The sequence below is a fragment of the Parabacteroides sp. ZJ-118 genome (assembly GCF_011038785.1).
Classification (GTDB): domain Bacteria; phylum Bacteroidota; class Bacteroidia; order Bacteroidales; family Tannerellaceae; genus Parabacteroides.
In genome coordinates this window covers 18900-42522 of record NZ_JAAKDT010000004.1, presented here as the reverse complement: position 1 = coordinate 42522, position 23623 = coordinate 18900, and the positions used below count along the sequence as shown (strand labels likewise).

At 52.8% G+C, this 23623-nt stretch carries 25 protein-coding genes; 15 read left to right on the top strand and 10 right to left on the bottom strand.

Translation table 11 applies throughout. The features are described 5' to 3' along the window. Positions 1 to 6 precede the first annotated feature (6 nt). Positions 7 to 504: a dihydrofolate reductase gene (locus G7Y39_RS02565; RefSeq protein WP_165154777.1), complete on the bottom strand. Its 498-nt coding sequence runs from the start codon at positions 502 to 504 to the stop codon at positions 7 to 9. A 28-nt stretch (positions 505 to 532) separates the two neighbouring features. Further along, positions 533 to 1327 (bottom strand): thymidylate synthase, encoded by a 795-nt coding sequence (locus G7Y39_RS02560; RefSeq protein WP_165154775.1) that lies wholly within the window; start codon positions 1325 to 1327, stop codon positions 533 to 535. A gap of 130 nt (positions 1328 to 1457) precedes the next feature. Here G7Y39_RS02560 and G7Y39_RS02555 point away from each other — a divergent pair, with 130 nt between their 5' ends. Further along, on the top strand, positions 1458 to 2609 hold the full coding sequence (locus G7Y39_RS02555) for an aldose epimerase family protein (RefSeq protein WP_165154773.1): 1152 nt from the start codon (positions 1458 to 1460) through the stop codon (positions 2607 to 2609). Positions 2610 to 2646: 37 nt separating this feature from the next. Here the strand turns inward: G7Y39_RS02555 and G7Y39_RS02550 are convergent, their stop codons facing one another. Further along, positions 2647 to 4623 (bottom strand): OmpA family protein, encoded by a 1977-nt coding sequence (locus tag G7Y39_RS02550; protein WP_165154771.1) that lies wholly within the window; start codon positions 4621 to 4623, stop codon positions 2647 to 2649. Positions 4624 to 4683: 60 nt separating this feature from the next. Next, a complete protein-coding gene (locus G7Y39_RS02545) occupies positions 4684 to 5898 on the bottom strand; it encodes an S-adenosylmethionine:tRNA ribosyltransferase-isomerase (protein WP_165154769.1) in 1215 nt (404 codons plus the stop codon). Positions 5899 to 6098: 200 nt separating this feature from the next. Here G7Y39_RS02545 and G7Y39_RS02540 point away from each other — a divergent pair, with 200 nt between their 5' ends. The 7 genes from G7Y39_RS02540 to G7Y39_RS02510 all read left to right on the top strand — a co-directional run bounded on the left by G7Y39_RS02540 (position 6099) and on the right by G7Y39_RS02510 (position 14839). Then, positions 6099 to 7175 carry a DUF2027 domain-containing protein gene (locus tag G7Y39_RS02540; protein ID WP_165154767.1) on the top strand — a complete coding sequence of 359 codons (1077 nt, stop codon included), beginning with the start codon at positions 6099 to 6101 and terminating at the stop codon, positions 7173 to 7175. Beyond that, positions 7165 to 7638, top strand: coding sequence for a CYTH domain-containing protein (locus G7Y39_RS02535; protein WP_165154765.1), 474 nt, complete (start codon positions 7165 to 7167; stop codon positions 7636 to 7638). The genes G7Y39_RS02540 and G7Y39_RS02535 overlap by 11 nt, the downstream gene beginning before the upstream one ends. Then, positions 7635 to 9794 (top strand): S46 family peptidase, encoded by a 2160-nt coding sequence (locus G7Y39_RS02530; RefSeq protein ID WP_165154763.1) that lies wholly within the window; start codon positions 7635 to 7637, stop codon positions 9792 to 9794. Before G7Y39_RS02535 ends, G7Y39_RS02530 begins: the two co-directional genes overlap by 4 nt. A gap of 142 nt (positions 9795 to 9936) precedes the next feature. Continuing rightward, on the top strand, positions 9937 to 10869 hold the full coding sequence (locus G7Y39_RS02525) for a site-specific integrase (protein WP_165154761.1): 933 nt from the start codon (positions 9937 to 9939) through the stop codon (positions 10867 to 10869). Between the two features lie 499 nt (positions 10870 to 11368). Continuing rightward, the gene (locus G7Y39_RS02520) at positions 11369 to 12478 is read left to right on the top strand and encodes a transcription termination/antitermination protein NusG (RefSeq protein WP_165154759.1); all 1110 of its coding nucleotides are present in this window, start codon (positions 11369 to 11371) and stop codon (positions 12476 to 12478) included. A 43-nt stretch (positions 12479 to 12521) separates the two neighbouring features. After that, positions 12522 to 12902, top strand: coding sequence for a hypothetical protein (locus G7Y39_RS02515; RefSeq protein ID WP_165154876.1), 381 nt, complete (start codon positions 12522 to 12524; stop codon positions 12900 to 12902). A 20-nt stretch (positions 12903 to 12922) separates the two neighbouring features. Continuing rightward, positions 12923 to 14839: a nucleoside-diphosphate sugar epimerase/dehydratase gene (locus tag G7Y39_RS02510; protein WP_165154757.1), complete on the top strand. Its 1917-nt coding sequence runs from the start codon at positions 12923 to 12925 to the stop codon at positions 14837 to 14839. 1 nt (position 14840) lies between these two features. Here the strand turns inward: G7Y39_RS02510 and G7Y39_RS02505 are convergent, their stop codons facing one another. The 6 genes from G7Y39_RS02505 to G7Y39_RS02480 form a co-directional block, all read right to left on the bottom strand. Next, entirely contained in the window at positions 14841 to 15287 is a 447-nt protein-coding gene (locus G7Y39_RS02505; protein WP_165154755.1) for an N-acetylmuramoyl-L-alanine amidase, read from the bottom strand. After that, positions 15284 to 15379, bottom strand: coding sequence for a smalltalk protein (locus tag G7Y39_RS02500; protein ID WP_165154753.1), 96 nt, complete (start codon positions 15377 to 15379; stop codon positions 15284 to 15286). Before G7Y39_RS02500 ends, G7Y39_RS02505 begins: the two co-directional genes overlap by 4 nt. 46 nt (positions 15380 to 15425) lie before the next feature. Further along, complete coding sequence (locus tag G7Y39_RS02495; protein ID WP_165154751.1) at positions 15426 to 15893, bottom strand: HU family DNA-binding protein; 468 nt, start codon at positions 15891 to 15893, stop codon at positions 15426 to 15428. Between the two features lie 242 nt (positions 15894 to 16135). After that, the gene (locus G7Y39_RS02490; RefSeq protein WP_165154749.1) at positions 16136 to 16342 is read right to left on the bottom strand and encodes a DUF4248 domain-containing protein; all 207 of its coding nucleotides are present in this window, start codon (positions 16340 to 16342) and stop codon (positions 16136 to 16138) included. A 69-nt stretch (positions 16343 to 16411) separates the two neighbouring features. Continuing rightward, complete coding sequence (locus G7Y39_RS02485) at positions 16412 to 18235, bottom strand: DUF3987 domain-containing protein (protein ID WP_165154747.1); 1824 nt, start codon at positions 18233 to 18235, stop codon at positions 16412 to 16414. Between the two features lie 57 nt (positions 18236 to 18292). Further along, a complete protein-coding gene (locus tag G7Y39_RS02480) occupies positions 18293 to 18862 on the bottom strand; it encodes a BT4734/BF3469 family protein (RefSeq protein ID WP_165154745.1) in 570 nt (189 codons plus the stop codon). Between the two features lie 19 nt (positions 18863 to 18881). Between G7Y39_RS02480 and G7Y39_RS02475 the strand changes: the two genes are divergently transcribed. The 7 genes from G7Y39_RS02475 to G7Y39_RS02445 all read left to right on the top strand — a co-directional run bounded on the left by G7Y39_RS02475 (position 18882) and on the right by G7Y39_RS02445 (position 23534). Continuing rightward, entirely contained in the window at positions 18882 to 19055 is a 174-nt protein-coding gene (locus G7Y39_RS02475) for a hypothetical protein (RefSeq protein ID WP_165154743.1), read from the top strand. A 127-nt stretch (positions 19056 to 19182) separates the two neighbouring features. Beyond that, entirely contained in the window at positions 19183 to 20763 is a 1581-nt protein-coding gene (locus G7Y39_RS02470) for an ATP-binding protein (protein WP_165154874.1), read from the top strand. 273 nt (positions 20764 to 21036) lie between these two features. Further along, a complete protein-coding gene (locus tag G7Y39_RS02465) occupies positions 21037 to 21528 on the top strand; it encodes a hypothetical protein (RefSeq protein WP_165154741.1) in 492 nt (163 codons plus the stop codon). Positions 21529 to 21546: 18 nt separating this feature from the next. Continuing rightward, complete coding sequence (locus tag G7Y39_RS02460; RefSeq protein WP_165154739.1) at positions 21547 to 21705, top strand: hypothetical protein; 159 nt, start codon at positions 21547 to 21549, stop codon at positions 21703 to 21705. Between the two features lie 53 nt (positions 21706 to 21758). Further along, complete coding sequence (locus G7Y39_RS02455; RefSeq protein ID WP_206225138.1) at positions 21759 to 22502, top strand: hypothetical protein; 744 nt, start codon at positions 21759 to 21761, stop codon at positions 22500 to 22502. Further along, positions 22499 to 23080, top strand: a complete 582-nt coding sequence (locus G7Y39_RS02450) for a hypothetical protein (protein WP_165154735.1) — start codon at positions 22499 to 22501, stop codon at positions 23078 to 23080. The genes G7Y39_RS02455 and G7Y39_RS02450 overlap by 4 nt, the downstream gene beginning before the upstream one ends. Beyond that, positions 23073 to 23534, top strand: coding sequence for a hypothetical protein (locus G7Y39_RS02445; RefSeq protein ID WP_165154733.1), 462 nt, complete (start codon positions 23073 to 23075; stop codon positions 23532 to 23534). Before G7Y39_RS02450 ends, G7Y39_RS02445 begins: the two co-directional genes overlap by 8 nt. Positions 23535 to 23623 lie beyond the last annotated feature (89 nt).

The window sequence follows — 23623 nt, the reverse complement described above, 5'->3', positions numbered from 1 at the left end:
TAATGTTTATTTTTTACGCACGTAAGTGATGTAGGTATAAGGATAAGGATTCTTCTCGTCCGCGGGATACTCCTCACGTTCAGTCTCTTCCCAAAGGTCCCAGTTTACGACGGGGAAGAACGAGGTCGCGTCGGGAAACTCATGATGGATGCGGGTAATGTACATTTTGTCGGCTATTCTCAAGGCTTGTCTGTAGACCAACGCGCCACCAATAATGAATATCTCGTCCTCTTTCTCACATAAATCCAGAGCGGCACCCATCGACTCGCAAGCGAAACAATTTACGAAACCGGCTTCGGGCATAGTCGTCAATACAACATTCTTCCGATGGGGCAGTGGCGCTACAGGGAGAGACTCGAATGTCTTACGTCCCATGATTACCGCATGTCCCGTGGTTAACTCCTTGAAACGCTTCATGTCTGAAGGCATGTGACATAATAATCGCTGATTCTTTCCGATCGCGCGTTTATCCGCGATTGCCGCGATGATAGAAATTGTACTCATAGACTGATTGATTTATGGTTTGTAATTCTCAGACGGCCACTTCTCCCTTGATGTGGGGATGCGGGTCGTATCCGGTCAAATTGAAATCCTCGAACTTAAAATCGAAGATGCTCTTCACGTCCGGGTTGATCTCCATACGGGGCAACGCACGCGGCTCACGTGTCAGTTGTAACTTGACTTGCTCCAAATGGTTGCTGTAGATATGGGCGTCTCCCAGCGTATGAACGAAATCGCCCGCTTTAAGTCCGGTAACTTGTGCCATCATTTGTAATAACAAGGCATAGGAGGCAATGTTGAACGGAACGCCGAGGAAAATATCCGCGCTGCGTTGATACAACTGCAGGCTCAACCGTCCGTTCGCCACGTAAAACTGGAAGAAAGCGTGGCAAGGAGGCAGGTTCATGTTGTCTAAGTCCGCCACGTTCCATGCGCTCACGATGATCCGTCGCGAATCCGGGTTATGCTTGATCGTCTCCACGGCCTCGGTGATCTGGTCGATAGATCCTCCTTTATAATCCGGCCACGACCGCCATTGGTAACCGTATATATGTCCAAGGCTGCCATCCGCGTCCGCCCATTCGTTCCAGATACGTACACCGTGATCTTGTAAATAGTTTACGTTGGTATCTCCATGCAAGAACCATAGCAACTCATAGATGATAGACTTCAGATGCAGCTTCTTGGTAGTGAGCAGCGGGAATCCCTCTTCCAGGTTGAATCGCATCTGATGGCCGAATATGCTGATCGTTCCCGTACCCGTCCGGTCTTCTTTCCATACTCCTCCGGTAAGCACTCTGTCGAGCAGATCTAAATATTGTTTCATTTCTCACGTATTACAATAGTACGCGAATGTACGAAAGTTCTGCGAAAATGCGTAAGGATGTTGGATCTCTTGTGGATAGAATGCGTATCTTTGTCCGAAGAATAACAGACATTAATTTTAAAGAGAAGCGATGAAAAAACTTTGTTTGGCGGTCATGGCAATGTGTATGTTGTTGTCATGCGTAGGTAAGAATGAGAAGGGAGCGGCTACGGAAGAGGCCACTCTCTCCGGTTTGATGAAGTCGGATTTTGTATCTGAGGTAGATGGTAAGCCGACTGCTTTGTATGTGTTGAAGAATCAGAAAGGGGCTGAGGCCTGCGTAACGAATTGGGGCGGACGTCTGGTTTCCGTGATGGTGCCCGATAAGAACGGCAAGATGACGGACGTGGTGCTGGGTTACGATAATATCGCGCGATACGTGGCGAACCCGGACATGAATTATGGCGCCTTGATCGGACGTTACGGCAACCGTATCGCGAATGGTAAGTTTACGCTGGAGGGGACGGAGTATCAACTTCCGCGGAATAATAATGGCCATTGCTTGCATGGCGGTCCGAAAGGATATCATGCGGTAGTTTGGGACGCGAAACAGATCGATGACCAGACCTTGGAGCTGACGTACCTGTCGAAAGACGGTGAGGCCGGTTTCCCCGGTAATTTGGATATCAAGGTGGTCTATAAGCTGACGGACGACAATGCCGTCGACATCCGGTACGAGGCGACAACCGACAAGACCACTGTCGTGAACCTGACAAACCATAGTTATTTCAATCTGTCCGGTGTCCCCGGCTCGCAAATCACGGATCATAGGATCATGATCGACGCAGATGCCTATAACCCGGTGGACGAGACCTTGATCCCGACCGGTATCGAACCCGTTGAAGGCACCCCGATGGATCTCCGCGAACCGGTAGTGGTAGGCGCTGATATCGACAATCCGTTTACGCAATTGGTTTACGGTGGTGGTTACGATCATAACTGGATCTTGAACGCCGCCGGCGATATCCATAAAGTAGCCGCGAGGGTGGTATCTCCGGTGAGCGGTATCGTTATGGAAGTTTACACCAACGAGCCGGGTCTTCAATTCTATGCCGGCAACGCGATGACGAAAGCCGGTGATAAAGGCAAGTCGGGGGTTGTTTACCCGCATCGCGGCGCTCTTTGCTTAGAGACCCAGCACTATCCCGACAGCCCGAATCAACCCGCTTTCCCGAGCGTAGTGCTTCGACCGGGTGAGAAATATTCGAGCGAGTGCATCTATAAGTTCTCTTTGATGGAGTAACCCGGGATTTATCCGAACTTCCGGACCTCCTCTCTCGTTAGAACAGGTTATAATTCGTCCGCAATACCTTGAATTCCGTTCTGCGGTTGATCTGGTCGGCGATCTCTTGCTGTTCCGGCGGCAGGGCGAGGATGAACTCCTCGGTAAGCAGATCGCCTTCCTTCAAGAAATCGAATTGTTTAGCCATCTTCTTGTTGATCGTCTTGGGAACGCTTTCTCCATATCCTTTCGCTTCCAGGCGAGCCGCCTCGATACCTCCCGCTATCAGGTAATCCACGACCGATTGCGCGCGGCGTTGAGCCAATCGCTCGTTATACGGGTCCGTACCCTTCCGGTCCGTGTGGGCACCCAGTTCGATCGTTACGTTCGGGTTATCATTCAGCATCCTGATCATCTCGTCCAAAGCCTTCTTGGATTCCGGGCGGAGGGTCGCTTTATCGAAATCATAGAAGATGTTATCGATAACAACCGGCTTGCTGATCGGAGAGAGGAAGAAATCCACGATATACGTCTCGTTTTTCTCCTCGGGGCCGGTATGCAATTCGTAATTCTGGTTGAGGTAACCGCGGGCGCTGGCCATCATGACATAACGGATGTCCCGTTCCAGCTCGACACGATAGGTGCCGTCTTTCTTGACCGGTACTTTCACGTTCAGCCCATCTTTCCCGACGATGCGTACGGTAGCCTCCTCGATCGGATATTCGTCAACATCGTTTACGATCCCTTCGATGAAAATGGTGATCGCGGGCAGTTCAAAGGAATATAGATGGTCATAGCCCCGCGCGTCGTTGCGGTTGGAGCAGAAGAAGCCCCGTTCTTCTTTCCCGGCGAAGGTGATACCGAAATCGTCTCCCATGGAATTGATGGGAGCTCCCAGGTTCTCGACATTCCACTTCCCCGTGCTGTCTTGCGTGGCCTTGAACAGGTCGAGGCCGCCCATTCCCGGATGTCCGTTGGACGCGAAATAGAGGGTGACGGAATCCCGGACATACGGGAACATCTCGTCTCCCGGGGTGTTGATCGTTTCTCCCAGGTTCTCCATCGGGCCGAAATCGTTCCCCGCTACCCGGGCCCGGAAAATATCCTTGCCACCGAAACCGCCTACAGCGTCGGATACGAAATACAAGTATTTGCCGTCCGGCGAGATGGAGGGATGGCCAAGGGCGGTAACCGAGTCTTTTACGATCGTCGCGCGGGTTCCCTTTCCCCATTTGGCGCTGCTTCGGGTAGACCGGTAAATCTCGGCGGTACGAGGGCCTTCCGGGTCTTGGGCGCAATAGGTGTAATACATCGTGTTTCCATCGGGTGAGAAAGAGGGAGTCCCCTCGTCGTATTCCGTATTCACCTCGTCCTCGAGCTCCGCGGGAGCCAGCCAAGCCCCTTTCTCGTCTTGCTTGACCAGGAAGAGGTTATTGTTGTTTTGGCCGGTGATGGCGCTGACTTTCGCGTCCTTATCTTTCGAGCGGGAAGAGGCGAAGTAGAGTTGGTCGTATTTATCTCCGGCCAGCATCGGACTGAATTCTCCCCGGCGGGAGTTGAATTTATCCATGCGTCTCACCTCGTAGCGGGTAGGGTTCTTTTTCCATCCGGGAGCCAACTCGCATCCTTGTATGCCGTTGATGGCTAATAAATTGCCGGGATCATTCTGTCTATAGATATCGTAGTTCTTGATCGCCTCCGGATAACGTCCGGTTTTCTGTAGCATCTGTCCCACGCGTAGGTAGACGGTGCTATCGGGGTAATCATAGCGGATGGCGTTCATGTAGGCGCTGGTCGCTTTCGCCGTATTATTGATCAACCGGTTACATTCGGCCATACGGTAGGCGATATAGCCGCGCAAATCCCTTTTCTTCGGGGATGTTTTCGTGTAAACCTTACGATAAATGGCGGCTGCCTCATAGTATTCCCCGATACGCTGCTTCTCCTCGGCATCGCTCAACTTCGCCGATTTGCAGGAATACAAGGAGGATACGATAAGCGAAAATAAAATAGATATAGTAAAACGCGCTTTCATTCAATCTGGAATATATTCGTGCAAATATAACGAATCGTATGGAATCTTATTGTATGTCTGTTACAATAACAATGAGCTGTCTCCATAACTCAAGAACCTGAAATCATGTGCCAAGGCATATGCGTAGATGGATTTCCAGTCTCCTTTTACGAAAGCGGAGATCAGCAAGAGCAAGGTGCTTTTGGGCTGGTGGAAGTTGGTGACGATTCCTCTCACGATCTTGAACGCATAGCCCGGGGCGATGATGATTTGCGTAGCCGTTACCAGCGTATCCGCGTGATGCTTGTCCAGATAGTCGAGGATGTTTTGAAGGGATCGCTCCGCTGTCAGCCGGTTGTTATTCGTGTCGTAAGGCATCCATTGTCCTACGACGAGATCTTCGGAGGTCGCTTCCGGGTTACGATCCAGGATCACGCCCATGTAATAGAGACTTTCCAAGGTCCGTACGGAAGTCGTTCCTACGGCGATGACATTTCCCAGGTTGTTTTTCACGCGTTCGATGGAGCTGCGGCGGACGGAGATAAATTCCGTGTGCATCTCGTGTCCTTCGATCGTTTCGCTTTTGACCGGTTTAAAGGTACCCGCTCCGACATGCAAGGTGACCTCTTCCCGTCCGATGCCCCGGGCATCTATATCGGCAAGTACCTCCGGCGTGAAATGAAGCCCGGCGGTCGGCGCGGCGACAGAGCCCTTTACCTTGGAATAAACGGTTTGATAGGTCTGTAGGTCGCTCTTCTCTGTCTCCCTGCGCAAATAGGGAGGAATCGGCAAGACTCCGGCGGCATCCAGGATATCGGCGAATGTATAAGCCTCATTATCCCAGGTGAACTCGATCCAATGGGTGTCACCCTGAGATTTTTTCTTATCCGCGGTCAGCACGACCGGTCGATCCTTGATGAAGATCGTTCTGGATAAAGTGCCCTCTTTCCATTTCCTAAGGTTGCCAACCAAGCACGTCCAGCTACAGCGTCGGGTCTCCTGAAAGATCAAGGCGTAATCGTGAGGCGCGAAAGGTTCCAGGCAGAAAATCTCGATACGTGCGCCGGTCTCTTTCCGGAAGAGCAGGCGGGCTTGTATGACCCGGGTATTATTGAATACCATCAAGGTGTTTGGGGGGAGATAATCCGTGATATGCTTGAAGATACTTTCGCTGATTTCTCCGTTACGGTAGAGCAAGAGTTTGGACTCATCCCGTTTCGGTAAGGGGAATTTGGCGATCCGCTCATCGGAGAGCGAATAGTCATATTGGTCAATACGTATGTCTCGTGGGTTCATTTGTTACTTGTTTGCGACTAATTCGCGGGCAAATATAGGTAACGGGGCAGGATTCCTCGCCGGATTGGATCGCTTTAACTTTTATTAGAGTTGATGGCATGGCTCCATTTGCCTGTTCATGATTTTTATTCAGCTCGCGTAAAAAAGCGGAGGTTTTTATATACCTTTGCCTTCTAAATGAATAAATAAAGGTGTATACGATGAATGTAGGTGATAAAGTTCGTTTCCTGAACAGTGTGGGAGGTGGAGTCGTACGTGGATTCTGCGGAAAGGATCAAGTGTTGGTTGAGGATGAGGATGGGTTTGAGGTTCCTGCCTTGATCAAGGAGTGTGTCGTGGTTGGGGGGAATGATATGCAAGTGCGTAGCTCGAACCGCCCGAAAGTACAGGCCCCGGTAGAGACTCCCTCCCCGAAAAAGCCCGAGCCGGAAGAGGAAGCGATCGAGGAGACACCGGAGGGAGAGCGTCTGAATGTGTATCTGGCTTATCTTCCGGTCGATCCGAAGGCGTTCCAGCGATGCGGCTATGAGACCTATTTCGTGAATGATAGCAATTACTATTTGTTCTTCAATTATATGAACCGGACGAATAGTAGCTGGACGAGCCGTTACAACGGGATGATCGAGCCGAACACGAAAATATTCCTGGAGGAGTTCGGTAAGCCGGAGTTGAATGAGCTGGAAAGGATCTGTGTGCAACTGATCGCTTTCAAGAAGGATAAACCCTATTCGTTGAAAAACGCCGTATCGGTGGAGTTGCGCTTGGATACGGTTAAGTTCTATAAGCTTCACTGCTTTATGGCGAATGATTTCTTTGAGGAGGATGCCCTGGTTTATCCGATTATCCGCGATGACTTGCCCGAGAGAGAATTACTGGTCTCCGCCACGGAGTTGCAAGAGGCCATGCAGCGGAAGGCGAGCGAGGAACGTAAGAATTCCCGGCAAACCGTGAAAAAGAAGCCGGCCAATAGCGCGATCCTCGAGGTGGACTTGCATATAACCGAGTTGTTGGATAATACGAATGGATTGAGCCCCGCGGATATGCTGGCATACCAGTTGGGAAAATTCCGCGAGGTGATGGATCAGTACGCTCTGGATAACGGACAGAAGATAGTCTTCATCCATGGAAAGGGTGAAGGTGTGTTGCGTAAGGCGATCGAGAAGGATTTGAAGACCCGTTACAAGCAACACTATTTTCAAGACGCTTCTTTCCGCGAATATGGTTTTGGCGCGACGATGGTAACGATTAAAGCGGATACCTCGAGACATGGCCATTGAGATTGAACGGAAATTCTTGGTCTCCGGCGATTTCTTGCCGGAGGCTGTCAGCTCCACCCGTATCGTGCAGGGATATATCTGCTCGCGGCCCGGGCGTACGGTTCGTATTCGTATCCGGGGAGGGGAGGGGTTCCTTACGATCAAAGGCGCTTCGGATGAGAAAGGCTTGAGCCGTTATGAGTTCGAGCAGAAGATTCCTCCGGAGGATGCCGAGCGGTTGCTGGAGCTTTGCGAGCCGGGCGCGATCGAAAAGGTTCGTTATCTGGTCCCCAAAGGCCGCCATACGTGGGAAGTCGATGTTTTCCACGGAGCGAATGAAGGGTTGATTCTCGCGGAGATCGAGCTATCGTCTGAGGACGAGCCTTTCGAGAAACCGGCTTGGCTGGGTAAGGAGGTAAGCGGAGATCGCCGTTATTACAATTCGATGTTGACAAAATATCCTTTTAATAGTTCAAATACATGAAGAAACTGTTTTTATCTGTGGCGGCCGCTATATTGGCGTTTCCGGCCTTGGCCGACGAGGGCATGTGGCTGCTCCCATTATTGAAGCAACAGAAGTTTGCGGAGATGCAGGCTCTGGGCCTGCGATTAAGCGATCAAGAAGTGTATAGTGCCGAGGCTCCTTCCCTGAAAGATGCCGTGGTTCGTTTTGGCGGAGGTTGTACGGGCGAGATGATCTCCCCGGACGGGTTGGTGCTGACGAATCATCACTGTGGTTATAGTAGCATCCAACGGCATAGTACCTTGGAACATGATTATCTGACGGACGGCTTTTGGGCGATGTCTCGGGATAAGGAGCTTCCGAATCCGGGATTGACGGTTGCCTTTATCGATAAGATCGACGACGTGACGGATTATGTGATGGCGGAACTGAAAAAGATCACGGATCCGAACAGCATGGAATTCATGTCCGCCAAGTACCTGAATGAGCTCGCTAAAGCGAAAGTAGGTGAGAAGTTCTTACAGGATCACCCCGGTACGGAAGTTGAGATCAAGGCCTTTTATGGAGGTAATAAATACTATATGTTTACCAAGAAGATCTATTCGGATGTCCGTTTAGTCGGCGCTCCCCCCTCTTCCATCGGTAAGTTCGGCGCGGATACGGATAACTGGATGTGGCCTCGCCACACCGGCGACTTCTCCCTTTTCCGTGTATATGCCGACGCGAACGGGAATCCGGCGCCTTATTCGGAGACCAATGTCCCCCTTCGCCCGAAACGTTGGTTGAAGCTTTCTTTGAAAGGTGTGGAGGAGAACGATTATGCCATGATCATGGGCTTCCCCGGTCGTACCAACAAATACTATACCTCATGGGAGGTAGCCGAGCGCCGGGATATCGATAACGCGGTACGTATCAATATCCGTAATCTCCGTCAAGAGGCGATGCTGGAAGAAATGCTGAAAGACCCGCGCGTCCGGATTCAATACGCCAGTAAGTACGCGGGTTCTACGAACGCTTATAAGAACGCGATCGGCAGTAACTGGGCGATCAACAAACGTAATTTTGAGCAGGTGAAAAACAAAGAGCAGGATCGTTTGATCGCTTGGTCGAAGGAGCGGTGTGAGCCGGCTTATCCGGAAGCGCTCCTGACCTTGGAGCAAATCGTTCGCGATCGAAAGGATTTGCGTTTCCGCAGTTGGATGTTGAATGAGGCATTGAGCCGCGGTATCGAGTTCTCAAAAGTGCCGACCGATATCGAGCCTGTTTGTGAGGCTTTGGAGGGGACAGATCGTTCCGAGCAACAAAAACAGCTCACCCAGTTGGAGCAGGCTTTCCATCGTTTCGCGGATAAGGATTACGCGCCGATGGTTGATAAGAAGATCGCGAAAGTCATGCTAAAGGAATATAGGCGTTTGGTCGCTCCGAAGTCACAGCCGGCCTATTTCTCTGTAATCGATAGTACGTTTAAGGGGGATGTGGATAAATTCGTGGAGTATCTGTTTGATAAATCGATCTATGGCAGCGAGAAGAACTTTAACGCGTTCAAGGAGCATCCGTCTGTCAAAGCGTTGAGAGAAGACCCGATGATCCGGTTCGCGCGATCTGTAAAGGATGAGAAAGATGCGTTAGATAAGGCCTTGGCCGATTTTGATGCCGGCTACGCGATCGCTCATCGTACGTATGTGAAAGGGCTTTTAGCGATGTATGGAGACTTGGCCAGCTTCCCGGACGCGAACGCTACGCTTCGCCTGACTTACGGGCAGGTGAAAGGTTACAGCCCTCGCGATTGCGATTATTACGGCCATCAAACCACTTTGGACGGCGTCATGGAGAAGGAGGATTCCACGAATTGGGAATTTGTGGTTCCCGCTCGTTTGAAGGAATTGTATCAAGCCGGAGACTTTGGCCCGTATAAGATGCCGAACGGTAAAATGCCGGTTGCCTTCTGTGCCACGACCCATACAACGGGAGGAAACTCCGGAAGTCCGGTATTGAATGGACAAGGAGAGTTAATCGGCATCAATTTCGACCGCAACTGGGAAGGCGTAGGAGGGGATATCCAATATCTGCCCGACTATCAACGCAGTATTATCGTAGATATCCGTTATGTCCTGTTCGTAATCGATAAATATGCCGGAGCCGGTTATCTATTGGACGAGATGGAATTGAGGAGATAGGAAGGAGCGCATTCTTTAGCACATACGGCTCAGTAATAGCCCATTTCTCCGGTATGCTTAGCGGAAGGATTTTTCCGAAAAGCGTACCGGAGATTTTTTTTTCTTTTGTATCCGAATTGTACTTAATTTAGAAAAACGAGATATGAAAGAAAAGAATTTTGTAGCGGGCACGTTGGCGTACATGTCCAAGTCGCGTGCGTGTGGGCGTCATTCCACGGCGAAGAGTTATCAAGACGCCCTGAACTCATTCAAGCGTTTCCGCGGATCGGATGAGATACCCTATACCAGTATCGATAACGCGACACTCAGGCTCTATCAGTCGTGGTTGCAGGGCAATGGATGCACCCCAAACACGGTGTCCACCTATATGCGTCGGATTCGTCACATCTACAACTTGGCGGTGGAGGCGGGCGAGGCTCCCTATATTCCTCTTTTGTTCAAGGGGATATTCACGGGCGTGGAGAGCAAGCGGAAGAGAGCGTTGCCGGCGGGAAGCTTGCGCTCGTTGATGGGAGCGCCGGAAGTCGGGCCGAAGATGCGGAGAACCCGGCTGGCCTTTAGCCTGATGTTCTCGTTCAGCGGTATGGCGTTCGCGGATTTCGCCCACCTGAAAAGGGAGAATATCAAGGACGGGGTCTTGTCATACCATCGGCGGAAGAGCGGGTCTTTCATCCAAGTGGAGATTCCCGCCGGGGTGCGGCTTTTGCTGGACGAATTAGCGGCCTGCACGGACAAAGAGTCGCCTTATTTATTCCCGTTTTTGAGCGGGAAGAAAACGGATGAGGCGGCCTACAAGGAATACAACGCGGCCTTGTTTCGCTTCAATCGAGACCTGAGGCGGTTGGCAAAGGCCTGCGGCGTGACCTGCCCGTTAACCTCGTACACGATCCGCCACTCGTTCGCCTCGCTCTTGAAGGAGCAGGACGTGCCGGTCGAGGTGATCAGCGAGTTATTGGGGCATAAGTCGATCAACACGACGCAGATCTATTTGAAGAACTTCTCGTTGGAACGTTTGTCGGCGGTGAACCAAGCTTGTTTCGAGAGCGTGTACAAACCGGTATCCGGGGCTGGGTAAGGGATTAAGCTACTCGGGAAGTAGCGTATTCTTTCACGGCGCAAATGTAGCAAAAAAAGATAATAGGCAAGCCTTCCAAGGAGAAAACTTTCTTTTTCGTAGGGGCGATCTGCCTAATTTCATAAAACACATGTGTGGTTCTGCCTTTTTTGTTGTCTTATGGACATGACAACCCGGGCAGAAGGGATTCCCCTTTTGCCTTTATTCATCCAAGAGCTTGAAGTGGCACGCAGATGATGCGTATGGACGTGGATTTTATAGATAAAAAAATAAATATCCGGTCCATCTGCCCGGTCTGCGCCATCTGTTCCCCCTAATACGAGCTTTTACGCTACTTCCCGAGTAGCTTAATATTCTCGGGCGATGGTAATTTTCAGAGATGCCATAATTGAATACGTAAAATGTTGTGTGTCAAGGATAAACAGGATTGCCTTGGCAGGGCTTTGAATTGCCGTTCGCCTTGGGAGGTCCTGGCATAATCAGGGAGGAAAAGAGAATCATGTCGATAAATGCTTTGAGGAACGATTGCCCGGACAGGGGCATGGCGCAGGTTCGTAAGCGTCAAGACCTGAGAACCGTTCGCTGGTACGTACTGACGCTCCCTACCGCAGCGGGTGGCAGGCGCGACAGGATCAGCCCCTCGAGGGGGCTGGACGTGGAGCTTTCCCGGCGCGAGCGTCGCGGGGAGACGTTGTTCGAGTATTTCGCCCCCTCGTACGTGGAGGTGAGGAAGGTGGGCGGCAAGCTGGTCAACACGAGGCGTCCCCTGCTGTTCAACTACGTGTTTATCCGCTCCTCCGTGGAGGAGATCTTCCGGATGAAGCGCACGCTTCCCCTGTACAATTTCCTGCCCCGGATCTCTTCCGGAGACGCGACCCGTTTCCCTTACCTGTCGGATAGCGAGATGGAGAATCTGCGTTGGGTGGCGAGATCGTATTCCAACGAGCTTCCGGTGTACGTCCCGGACAGCGGCCGCCTGCTGAAGGGGGACCGCGTACGCATCACGTCCGGCTATTTCGCCGGGATGGAGGCGGAGGTGGTGATCCAGCCGGGCGGCGGTCATAAGGATGTCATGGCGCGTATCCTCGATTGCATGTGGGTTCCCCTGTTCGAGGTGAAGCCGGGCGAGTATGAGCTGATCGAGCTGAACACCAAGGGCAAGCACGCCTATACCCACCTGGACAACGACCGCCTGCGGGAGGGCTTGCACGACGCCTTGGGGCGTTACCACGCCTCCGGCAGCGTAGCGGAGGGGGATACGCGCTTGGCGCGTGAGGTGTTGAGATCCTACGGTTCGCTCCGCGCGGAGACGGACGTGATGCGTTGCAAGATCTACTCGTCGCTCCTTTCCGCCTACAAGCTGTTGGGCGAGGAGGATGAGTTCGTGCGCTTGCTCGCCACGATGCGCGGCATGCTCCCTGCGGTGAAAGCGCCGCAATCCCGCGCCCTGTTGCTGGTGACGCTCTACGGCTGCACGGACAGCAGCATCTACCGGCAGATGGCGCACGATTTGGTGGACCCGTGGAGCCGGGAATCCTCCCCGAAGAAGAGTAAATCAGCCTTGATCCGTCGGTTGGCCGATTACGACCGGTGGCTGAGGCACGAATAACATTGACCGTTTAAATCCTAGATCGACAATCATGGTCCGAGACATCTCTTCCCTTCCTTCCGGCGTCCGTTTGGTGAGGTTGCTGAACGAGCGTTTGGCAGAGATCATGGATCGCGAGCGCGCGAACCGAAACGCGATACATCTGTATTGCACGGGACCCTATTGGGTGGCTTTCGAGCGTTCGGCCTACCAGTTACGCCGCATGTTCCCGGACAGCGAGATCACGCCGATGCGCCTGCTCGGCTACCCCTTCCCGGTGGTGATGGTCTCCGTGACGGATCGCTCGCTCCAAGTATATACCCGTGCGCACATCCTTAAAAAGGACGATAAGGATTACAAGCTATTGACCGTCCCCGGGCTTCCCATAGCGGCCTACCAAGAGTGGCACGCCGGTGAGGTGAAGGGCTTGCCCCGGCTTACATGAACCCCCCGAGTTTACTCAAGATGAACCTTTTTTCCAAGCTCTCAAGGTGGTATTTCTCAAGGAAAGCGCTGCCGTATTGGAGCATTATCCTGCTGGATTGCTGGGTGATCCTGTTCTCCGGCTTGCTGGTCTACGCGTTGAATAACGGCATCTCCGCCACGACGGGTATCCTCTGGCACCTGTCGCTCACGTGGGGGGTCTGCCTGTTGCCCTATCTGGCGGGCTTCCGGCTGTTCCGGACCTACTCGGGCATCCTTCGTTACTCCTCCTTCGTGGATTTGCAGCGGGTGGGGCTCGCCGTGCTGTTCGGCGCGGTCTGCGTGGTGGCCTTCCAGGAGCTCACGGACTTCTCGCCCTACCTGGTGTATATCCGAAAACGGGACCTCGTGCTATCCTCCCTGCTGGCGATGAGCCTGATGTGGGCGACGCGCGTGTCCGTGAAGTACCTCTACGTGACGACCTTCCGCCTCGCGAAAGCGGAGCGTGCCTTTATCCTCGGCGTGAAGCGGGGCGGTATCAGCCTGGCGAAGAGCATCCAGAACCAGGATCCCGCGCAGTACGTGCTGGCGGGTTTTGTCTCGGAGGCGGGGGACATGCAGAACCGCGTCCTGATGGGAGTACGGGTGTACCCTTTCGACGGGGACCTGATCGCCGCCATGCGCCGGGAACGGGCGACGATCCTTTTCGTCTCACCCCTGAAGGGCGACTCCATCCGGGAGCAGCCGGATATGGTGGCCCGCCTGGCGGAGGCGGGGATCAAGATCTACGTGACGCCGGCGGCGCGCGAGTGGGACGGGAAGAGCGACCTGACGCATACGCAACTCCGGAAGGTCGAGATCGAGGACCTGCTCCCGCGGGAAAAGATAGAGATAGACATGGAGGCGGTAGGCCGCCTGCTTCGCGGCCAACGCATCTTGATAACGGGGGCCGCCGGCAGCATCGGGGGCGAGATGGTGCGTCAGATCGCCCCGTTCGCCCCGGAGCGCTTGATCCTGGTGGACCAGGCGGAGACCCCCTTGCACGACATCCGCCTGATGATGGCGAGGGATTGGCGGGGCATCAACGCCTATACGTTGGTGGCGGACATCGCCAACAAGCCCCGCATGGAGGAGATCTTCTCGGAGCATCGCCCCGCCTACGTGTTCCACGCGGCGGCCTACAAGCACGTCCCGATGATGGAGGACAACCCTCGCGAGAGCGTGGGGAACAACGTGGGGGGGACCCGCGTGATCGCCGACCTGGCCGTGAGGTACGGCACGAGGAAGTTCGTGATGATCTCCACGGACAAGGCGGTGAATCCCACGAACGTGATGGGCTGCTCGAAACGGATCTGCGAGATCTACGTGCAGAGCCTCGACAAGGCGGTCAAGGAGGGCCGTGTGGGGGGCGTGACGCAGTTCGTCACGACCCGCTTCGGCAACGTGCTGGGCTCTAACGGCTCCGTGATCCCGTTGTTCCGCGACCAGATCGCCAGGGGCGGTCCCGTGACGGTGACGCACCCGGATATCATCCGTTACTTCATGCTGATCCCGGAGGCCTGCCGGCTGGTGCTGGAGGCGGGCACGATGGGGCACGGCGGGGAGATCTTCGTCTTCGACATGGGCAAGCCCGTGCGTATCCTCGACCTGGCGAAGCGCATGATCCAGCTGTCGGGCGCCAAGGGCGTGGAGATCCGGTTCACGGGTCTTCGTGCCGGCGAGAAGCTGTACGAGGAGGTACTGAACGACAAGGAGGTCACGCTGCCCACCTTCCATCCGAAGATCAAGATCGCCAAGGTGCGGGAGTACGACTACGACACGGTCCGCCGGGAGATATATGGGCTCATCGGCCTGGGCCGCTCGGGAGACGACATGGCCATCGTGGGCAAGATGAAGGCGATCGTGCCCGAGTTCAAGAGCCGGCACTCCAAGTACGAGGCGCTGGATAAACAGGCATGATTTATAAGGTTTCATACTCCTTCCTCGCGTCAAAGCAAGGGCAAGCCTTACGGATATAGGAGCTAAGCTGATAGTGTCCCAAGATACGTGCCTCGGGGTAATCCCTCCGCAGTTGCCGTAGCAGATCCATCAAGGTACAGCGCTGGGCGTAAGTCCGGGTATCGGCAGGACGACCCCGTTCATCGAGGCCACCCTCGTAGCAAATACCGATGCTCCGGTCGTTCCATCCGGCGGCGTGCGCCCCGATCCGGTTGACCGGTCGGCAGCGATGCAGAACCCCGTCTCGTGTGATGTAGAAATGATAGCCGATATCGGCGAACCCCCGGGCCCTGTGCGATGAACGGAGCGCCTCCACGGGAAAATCCCTGTCATATCGCGTCGCCGAGCAATGAATCACAAGGAGGCGAACCTCCCTGTAATTCTGGTAGAAGCAATAAGCCTTGCTCATAATCCGCAAGCCGTTATGCCGAGAGCCCCCGCGATAGCGGTAGCAACAGCGATGATCACTTTGAGAACAGTACTCCAAACAGACTTTTTCATGATAAATCTAATTTAATGAACAGTGAATAATGAATAGCAAGTAACACTAGACCTCGTTGGGCGAATCCAGGTCAGGACTCCCACCTTCCTCCACCGGCGTCCCGAGTATCGAGACCTTGAGCAGCGAAGTCTTCTCGCCCAGCAGCGAGTAGCGTCGTGCCCCGTTCAGTAGGGTATAGGAAGGCGAGAATCCCGGTACGATCGTCCGGATATGCGTAGCCTTGACCTCCTCGGCGGTCGGCACCCCCTTCTCCGTGACGAATCGGTTATAGACAGTTCCGAACCCCAGCAGCTCTACCTTGTAGCCCTTCTGCAAGTTCTTGATAACATAGCGCTGGTAGCGATCCAACACATTCAATACGTCACCCTTCGTGAGCGAAGACTCCTCAGCGATCTGGTCCGCCACGTCTTGAGTGGATAGGGTACCGAAATAGTAAGGCACCGGTTTGTACACCTCCTGCTTGGGATCCGTTTTTGGAACAAAAAACTTTCGTGCTTGAAATGCTTGTGGCATAATTTGATAATTAAAGATTGATACTCGAAGATTAATGATTGGTTGATCAACGTCACAAAGATAAGTGCCGCCGTAAGGAGCCGTGATGCCGGTTGATGCCCGGGGTAAGGAATAAGGATTCATTAACATAGGGCACGCTGATAACCGGCGTTTCCTTACGCTGCCCATCGTAAGCTCCTTTGAATAGGCATTGTAAGAGGCTTACGATGGGCATTCAAAGAAGCTTAGAATGGGCATTCGCCTCACGGTTCTCCCAGGTAACGGGCGATCAACCCCACCTGCCGAGGCGTGAGGATACGTTGCTCGGGGCGGTATCCCGTCTCCCGCAGCCTGTCGTGCAGCTCGGCGCATCGGACGATCCAGCGGCGCAGGCGGTTGCAGGCCTGGTGGGAGGCCAGCTCCGGGAAATAGCGTGCCGCCAGCTCGGACTTTCTTAATGGCAAAGACATTTTCAGTTATGATTTATGAGTTATGAATCCGGAATGACAGGATCGTGAAACTTTCATTCTTTCTTTCTTTCAAACCTCCTTTTCTCTCACACACGTGCGCACGCGCGAGGCGAACGCGTATTCGCCCCTCCCGTTCCTGACGAGCGTCCCTTTCTCCACCATCCTTCGCAGGCAGGAATCGAGGGTATTCGGCGAGATCCCGTTCTTCTCCGCCTCCTGGGCGGCCTGTTTCCTGCAGAACTCCAGGGGGAGGGCCTTGAACAGGGACTCCAAGGGGGTAGCCTGTTGCGGGACAAGCTCCACGGATGGGAGATACCCCAGGATATGGCAGGAATGGCGGTAAAGAGGCTCGACGAGCGACATCACGGACTCGAAGTCCTCGTCGGTGACCCGCAGGTCGAGCTTCGGGACAATGCCGTCGCGGACATTCTCCTCCGGGATCTCCTCCGAGGGGGAGAGACCGGGGATCTTGAGGATGGAGAATTGCGCGTTGGGAAGGGTTTGTTGGGGAGGGAGGAGCCTCTCCACCGCCCGCAGCAGGGCCACCACGCTCAGGATCCGGCAGGCGTTGATCGCTATGCGCACCACGGTGCTCCGCATGGATCCTCCGCTCAAGCATCCGGCGTGGCTGAATATTTGGGCGAAATGCCGGTCGAAGCGTTGTTCCTGCTCCTCCGAGAGTCTCAGCTGGATGAGGTTCACCTCCTTCGCGATCCGGTCTACGACCTGTTTCCACTGGCGGCCCCATTCGATGAAACGCTGGTCGTAATCCACCTCGTCCGCATGGAACTGGCTCGTCCACTCATTGATGGAAGGCATGAAATAGAACAGCTGGCGAGAGAACAAGCCGTTCTCGGCCGAAGGAATGAGAGGCTTGACCTGCGCGGGCGTTCCGCTCAGCAATACGCTCAGGTAGGCGGCGGCGCATTCCCGGTACTCCTTGTTCGTGCGTCGGTTGAACGACAGGCGCTCATGGTCGTGGCATTTGCGCAAGGTATCGCTCCAATGGCCGTGCTCGGTGTCGATCGCCGCGCTCACGGTATCGGCCTCGGTCTCGCAGATCAGCCCGATCCCCTCGGCCTCGATCAAGTTCTCCAGGATACCCGTCCCGGAGTTGTTTCCCGCGATGAGGAACATCCTCAAGGGGGGTTGTTTCGGTTCCGGTACCTTGGAGCGTTGCTTGCCCAGCGCGTCCCATTCCGCCTTTTCCGTGCGAAAGCGATCGTATTTCTCCCGGTAATCGGCCATCAACGCGTCATGGAAGGGTTCGGCCAGCCGGCGTACCCAGGTGAGCGCCCCCTTTCCGGAGGCGGGTGGCGCCACGATGAAAGTTTGCAGGCAGGGATACTGGAACTTCCTTCCGTAGAGGATCCTCAGTCGCTTGTTGAGCGTCGCTCCCAGCACGGTGACGGCTCCCAGCAGCAGGATGTCTCGTTGCGCGGGCGAGTTCCCGCAATCCAGCAGTCGCCTCAGGAAGGCGGGCCAGGGCCTCTCGGGGAAGCAAGCGGGGAGAGTTTCCGGGCTCTCTATGGTGTGCGCGTCATGCGCACGCTCAGGAGTGAGGGAATCGCATCCGGCGGTATAGGCTCGTGCGGTCTCGGCGAGCTGTTTGTCCGGCTTTACACCGGCGATCTCGGCCCAGTGGAATACGGATCCCAGCCCGTTCCGTCCGTTGCCCTCCTTGAGGGCGTGGTCGAAGAGCTTGTCCGCCTCGTCGGACACGTACTTTTCCGACAAGCGGCAGATGCGGTGGAAGAACGGCCGTCCCGCCTCTCCGCAATCGTTGGCGATGGCGAAGGCGATCGGCATATACGCTTGATAGGTGGGAGCGATGTTCGCCCCCTGTTTCTCGATGGCGGCCACGAGCCGCTCCAGATCAGATAAAGGATTCATAATGAATAATAAATGGTGAATATGGATTTATAAACGATAACTGTCACTTGTTCGCTATCAGCGATTCCGGTCTCGTAGCCTCGCCGAGGGATCGTGGCAAAGGAAGCAAGCCCGTGAGAGGTCGGCGTTCGAGGCATCGGCTTCCAAGCCGTATCTCCACTTGAGGTATTCCCATGCCGATCGTCGAGCCTCGTCGAAAGCCCACTCGATCGTGGCGGTAACGGACAGGCGGTAAGGCACGATGAGTTTTACGCCCGTGGTGCTGGGGCTGACGAAGGCGAGGTCGGGGCGCAGCCGCTCGTCGGCGAACAGCGTGTCTCGCCAACGGATCGCCTCCTCGGGCGAGGGGAGATGGTCGATGTCGATGACGAACTCGCCCGAGGGCACGAGCAGGAAGTCTTCCTTGCGGTAGGAGAAGACCCCGGCGGGGGTGACATAAGGTAGCAAACTTTGTTTCAGTCGCCTGAATCGCTTCTCGTCGCTTGATGCGGCACGTACCCGGTCGGTACGCTCGCGCAGCCACTCGTTGGCGGTGATATAGGCGTGCAATTGGCTGACACAGACAACCCCGTTCGGCACCTGATTGGTGACGGGGGCATTGAAAAAGGAAAAGATAGACTCTTTCATGATCGGATAAAATTAATTGATGATTTGGTTATCGCCGGTAAAGGAATGCGTTTCCGCCCGGTCCCGGAATAGCGATGGACGAGACGGGTACGAAAACGGACGTACGGTGGATGAGAAGAGGATAAAAATAAATATAAACCACCCCTGGGGCGTATGGCGGGCGGAGATGAAGTATGCGTTATTGCGTAAATAATTTCCGTTTTCGATATTTCTTCCTATCTTTGTGAAAAAAGTGGGATTATGCGCTTACAGTCAAAAGAAATACAGGCCATTCTTCGGGTCGATAAGATAAGTAAACAATGCGCGAGGGAGGGACATATATGACGCAGCAACGGCAACTTTACCCGATAGGAATACAAACTTTCTCGGAAATCCGCAGGAAGAACTATTTATATATTGACAAGACGGAATATGTGTATCGTATGACGCATTCCGATGCCAAATATCTGTTCCTGAGCCGTCCGCGACGTTTTGGCAAAAGTTTGCTCACCAGCACGTTACACGCTTATTTCGAGGGCTGCCGGGAACTGTTTGAAGGGCTTGCCATGGAGAAGCTGGAGACGGAATGGAACAAGTATCCGGTGCTTCACTTTGACATGAGCCTGGCGAAACATGTGGATGAGGAACGGCTGGAACAGATGCTGCGTGTCCAATTGTCCAGATATGAAGAGGTGTATGGGCATAAAGAGGAGGAGGTGACTCTGAATGACCGCTTTTCCGGACTTATCTTGCGTGCCTTTGGGCAGACCGGCAAGCAGGTGGTAGTCCTCATTGACGAATACGACGCCCCGCTCCTCGATGTGGTGCACGAAGAGAAGGACTTGCCTGCATTGCGCAATATGATGCGTAATTTTTACAGTCCACTGAAGGCTTGCGACCCTTATCTGCGTTACGTTTTCCTGACCGGCATCACGAAGTTCTCCCAGCTAAGCATCTTCAGCGAACTGAACAATATCAAGAATATCAGCATGGACGAACCTTATGCCGCTATCTGCGGTATAAGCGAAGAGGAAATGCAGACGCAGATGGACCGTGATTTGAATCTGCTGGCCATGCGCATGGGGTTGACCCGCGAGGAGGTGCTTGCCGAATTGAAAAAAAATTATGACGGTTATCATTTCACTTGGCCGTCGCCCGATATTTACAATCCTTTCAGCCTGCTGAACGCTTTTGCCGACGGCAAGATGAATTCTTACTGGTTTGGTAGCGGAACTCCCGTCTATCTGATAGAGATGCTGAACAAGTTCCATGTAAAACCGCAGCAGGTAGGCGAACGGAAAGCGCTTGCCGAATCGTTCGACGCCCCTACGGAACGGATGACCAATATCGCCCCGTTGCTTTATCAAAGCGGGTATGTGACGATAAAGGATTATTCTCCGCTTACACAGCTCTATACGTTGGATATCCCCAATAAAGAAGTGCGCATGGGGTTGATGAAGAGCTTGTTGCCCGGATATCTGCATCAATACACCATGGACGGGCTTACGACCGTGGCACTTTTGTTTGAAGCCATTTCCGAGGAACGGTTGGACGATGGCTTGCGCTTGCTGCAGACATTTCTTGCCACCGTGCCGCAGTGCGACAATACCGATTACGAGGGGCATTACCAATCGTTGCTCTACACCATCTTCAGTTTGCTGGGCATGTATGTGGATGTGGAGGTGCGCACTCCGCGCGGGCGTGTGGATATGGTGATGCGCACGCAGGCCACGCTCTATGTGATAGAGCTGAAACTGGATAAAACGGCGGATGCCGCCATGCGGCAGATTGACTTGAAAAACTATCCCGATCGCTTCGCGTTGTGCGGACTGCCGGTGGTGAAGGTAGGCATAAACTTTGACAGTGAGCGAAGAACCTTGGGAGATTGGAGGATAGAAGAATATCATCCGTCAACCACATGAAAGAAGGGAGTCTTTCACAGCCCCCTGTGCTATGTCAGCATATCTGATGTTTAAATCAAACTGCTTACGGACCCTTTATAATGTACGCGTCATGCGCGCTCGTGTGTGTGAGGAAATTGTCGCCTGCAAGATTTGCAAGATTGCAAGATTTGAAAGATTCCCCGTCCTTTTGTCGGTTTTGCGATCGTATCCGGGCGGTACAGGCTTGTGTGAGATAAATAGGCTCCCGTGAAAGGGGCGATTATTGTTAATACTTAATATTTTGAAACAGATATGACAGAAAATCAAGAGCGGGCGGAAAAGGCACGTTCTGGCTATACTATCAATGGAGGTAACGTGCAGATCCTGCCCAATGCCACCATCGCCATCCAGAACATCCATTGTGGTGACGGGACGGTGACGCGGACGGAACGCTGGATTACGCCCGCGGAGTCGGGACTTCATGAGTCACCCTCTCCTCCGGTAAAATCTCCCGCCCCTTCGGCGACGGCTGAACCCTCCTCGTTGGCCTTGTTCATCCCGGACGAGGCGGTCCGTCTTGCCTACGAGGCTCGCCTATGCGCCTGCCCGGACACGGTCGTCCTTTGCCAGACGGTATTGACGGACCTTTACAACGATATCCTGGCCGACTACTCGTCTCCCCGTAAGCTGGTCAAGAGCCGGGCCTTCATCAACGCCATCCTGCCCCACCTCACGTTCGTGAACGGGGCGAATGTACCGAGCATCCGGTATGGGATCAGGAAGTATGTGCTAGGGGAAGGATGAGACAAACCACCCCTAGAAATGGAAAGCAAAGATTACTTTGAGAAGGTCATGCAGGATTATTTGGCTCTATCCGTAAGCAGCCCCGCGCCATCATCGCCAACCGCTATGGCAGTCGCCTTAAAGGGCAGGTCTATGAGAGGGATATTTTTAGGAGGGGCTAAAGGACGAATCAAATAATGGGTTTCCTGTTGTTATGTGCCAAAAAAAATCTATCTTTGTGCCATAAAACGATGGTTTCGATACATAATCCATATCAAAATAGTGAGCATAAAGTCTACAATAGAACCTTTATGCGAAGTGCGTCTGCTGATGTAGAGTATGCGGATATATCGTTGTCATCCCAAACAGAAGCCCTTACAACGTTTTTCAAGGATAATTTTGGTGTCGATTTTAACCCGCATGATAATCCTGAACTTGCATCGATTAAATTAACAGCTGAGGGAAAGCCGTTGTCATTTGATTTTCACAACACTAATTCATCCGTTTTAGTTGGAGCAGAGGATTACAAGTCTTTTGCCGACACTATGCAGCCGAACATTGGCAAACTGGTCTCTTTCCTGCAAATAATGCGGATTAGCAACGTCAGTTCTCTCTCAATCAAGAAAAATAATCAATGGGATTTGAGTGCTGAAGATATTATGAATGCGTACAAATCGGCAATTCCGTATACTTTCGCTGATGAAAACATCCGAGAGGTCGCTAAACTCAATGTGCCGGATGACAGCCCAAAGCCTATAAAATTGAGCCGAGAGGCAAATGTCGATTTGGGTGATGGCCGTCTTGTTGTATATTTCTTCGTAGAGATTATCGATGAGCATAATCTGCGTTTGGTTTTGGAACTGAAGGCAACAGCTGCAAATGTAAAAACTTCGGACGTTCTCAGTGTTTCTTCAATGCTGAATGATGTTATATATGGGGCGTTCCATGATTTAATAACACCCGATATCATCGGACTAATGGATAGGTCAAAATGAACGAGATGAATTTCAAATTGGCGGATCCGATTTCGCATTCTCATAGTTTACACAGTACTTTCGTACTGACCGTTATGTCTGCGCTGTCCATTAGCATGGGGACCTATGAGGCTACGGCTGCATCTTCTGCTCCGGAATGTGTTGTGGAACAGAGTGGCTCTTCCTTTCATGATTATTCGTTAAAGGTAGGATTAGCAGCTGAATTATCAGATGATTTTGTTTCAAAAACACGGATGTTACAACGTCTTGAGTCACTATATTCAAACCTCCAATATGATAATTGGGATGGTTATGGGGCTTCACCGTTGGAAAAACAGGCATACGAGAACACGAAGAGGGTAATTGATTCTCTTTCCGGATTGGAACTTAAATGTTGGAATTTATTCCCCAGTCCTAATGGAACCCTGCTTCTGTCCATCAAAAATGGCGATGTCGCCTCTTTAAGCATTGGCAATAATGACTTTTCTTATGCCGCACTGAAAGGTGAGAGCAAAATGATGGGGCAAGAGTCATTTGAGGCAAATCGAGTAGTGAAAGTGATTGAGAATATACATTTGCTGCTCGATTACAATGGGTAATTCGCCGGAACTTCAAACATTGGTTGATGAGGAAATGATAGCTCGTATTCTCTTCTCACCGTCGATGATTCTGGACGGAGCGATTTCTCCATCCGCTTTTTTTCTTGCGATATTAAAGAGTGGTGATCCTGAAAGCTACCTTTCTGTTTGGAGAATTGCACTCAAGGTTCCGTCAAGGGAAAACGTAAAATTCAAGCCACGCAAAGAGGGAGATACGCTATATGGCTATGCTGAATTATCAGTTGGTTCATGTCATAGAGTGAAAACGCAAGGGTATCATTGCAAGGTCATGGTGAATCCACATTCCCCTAATCAGTATCATGCGGGGATATATTATTATCGTGACGAGAAGCCGATGATTGGTGCTTCGTACGCTCCGGAGTTTGTCATGATGGCATCCTATTTGGCATCTCAATCTCGTTTAATTACCATAGAGAGTAAGGCTGGGTCTTGACAATTGAAAGGTCTCAGAAATGCAAGGGTGAAAGTACGGACGAATCAAATAATGGGCTCCCTGTTGTTATGTGCCAAAAAAATCTATCT

Coding starts and splice junctions, on each gene's coding strand:
- G7Y39_RS02450 (WP_165154735.1), top strand. CDS start 22,499: ATGAACGAGATGAATTTCAAATTGGCGGATCCGATTTCGCATTCTCAT.
- G7Y39_RS02540 (WP_165154767.1), top strand. CDS start 6,099: ATGAATGTAGGTGATAAAGTTCGTTTCCTGAACAGTGTGGGAGGTGGA.
- G7Y39_RS02535 (WP_165154765.1), top strand. CDS start 7,165: ATGGCCATTGAGATTGAACGGAAATTCTTGGTCTCCGGCGATTTCTTG.
- G7Y39_RS02475 (WP_165154743.1), top strand. CDS start 18,882: ATGATTTGGTTATCGCCGGTAAAGGAATGCGTTTCCGCCCGGTCCCGG.
- G7Y39_RS02470 (WP_165154874.1), top strand. CDS start 19,183: ATGACGCAGCAACGGCAACTTTACCCGATAGGAATACAAACTTTCTCG.
- G7Y39_RS02510 (WP_165154757.1), top strand. CDS start 12,923: ATGAACCTTTTTTCCAAGCTCTCAAGGTGGTATTTCTCAAGGAAAGCG.
- G7Y39_RS02565 (WP_165154777.1), bottom strand. CDS start 504: ATGAGTACAATTTCTATCATCGCGGCAATCGCGGATAAACGCGCGATC.
- G7Y39_RS02545 (WP_165154769.1), bottom strand. CDS start 5,898: ATGAACCCACGAGACATACGTATTGACCAATATGACTATTCGCTCTCC.
- G7Y39_RS02465 (WP_165154741.1), top strand. CDS start 21,037: ATGACAGAAAATCAAGAGCGGGCGGAAAAGGCACGTTCTGGCTATACT.
- G7Y39_RS02530 (WP_165154763.1), top strand. CDS start 7,635: ATGAAGAAACTGTTTTTATCTGTGGCGGCCGCTATATTGGCGTTTCCG.
- G7Y39_RS02500 (WP_165154753.1), bottom strand. CDS start 15,379: ATGAAAAAGTCTGTTTGGAGTACTGTTCTCAAAGTGATCATCGCTGTT.
- G7Y39_RS02555 (WP_165154773.1), top strand. CDS start 1,458: ATGAAAAAACTTTGTTTGGCGGTCATGGCAATGTGTATGTTGTTGTCA.
- G7Y39_RS02480 (WP_165154745.1), bottom strand. CDS start 18,862: ATGAAAGAGTCTATCTTTTCCTTTTTCAATGCCCCCGTCACCAATCAG.
- G7Y39_RS02505 (WP_165154755.1), bottom strand. CDS start 15,287: ATGAGCAAGGCTTATTGCTTCTACCAGAATTACAGGGAGGTTCGCCTC.
- G7Y39_RS02550 (WP_165154771.1), bottom strand. CDS start 4,623: ATGAAAGCGCGTTTTACTATATCTATTTTATTTTCGCTTATCGTATCC.
- G7Y39_RS02495 (WP_165154751.1), bottom strand. CDS start 15,893: ATGCCACAAGCATTTCAAGCACGAAAGTTTTTTGTTCCAAAAACGGAT.
- G7Y39_RS02525 (WP_165154761.1), top strand. CDS start 9,937: ATGAAAGAAAAGAATTTTGTAGCGGGCACGTTGGCGTACATGTCCAAG.
- G7Y39_RS02490 (WP_165154749.1), bottom strand. CDS start 16,342: ATGTCTTTGCCATTAAGAAAGTCCGAGCTGGCGGCACGCTATTTCCCG.
- G7Y39_RS02520 (WP_165154759.1), top strand. CDS start 11,369: ATGTCGATAAATGCTTTGAGGAACGATTGCCCGGACAGGGGCATGGCG.
- G7Y39_RS02455 (WP_206225138.1), top strand. CDS start 21,759: ATGGTTTCGATACATAATCCATATCAAAATAGTGAGCATAAAGTCTAC.
- G7Y39_RS02560 (WP_165154775.1), bottom strand. CDS start 1,327: ATGAAACAATATTTAGATCTGCTCGACAGAGTGCTTACCGGAGGAGTA.
- G7Y39_RS02485 (WP_165154747.1), bottom strand. CDS start 18,235: ATGAATCCTTTATCTGATCTGGAGCGGCTCGTGGCCGCCATCGAGAAA.
- G7Y39_RS02445 (WP_165154733.1), top strand. CDS start 23,073: ATGGGTAATTCGCCGGAACTTCAAACATTGGTTGATGAGGAAATGATA.
- G7Y39_RS02460 (WP_165154739.1), top strand. CDS start 21,547: ATGGAAAGCAAAGATTACTTTGAGAAGGTCATGCAGGATTATTTGGCT.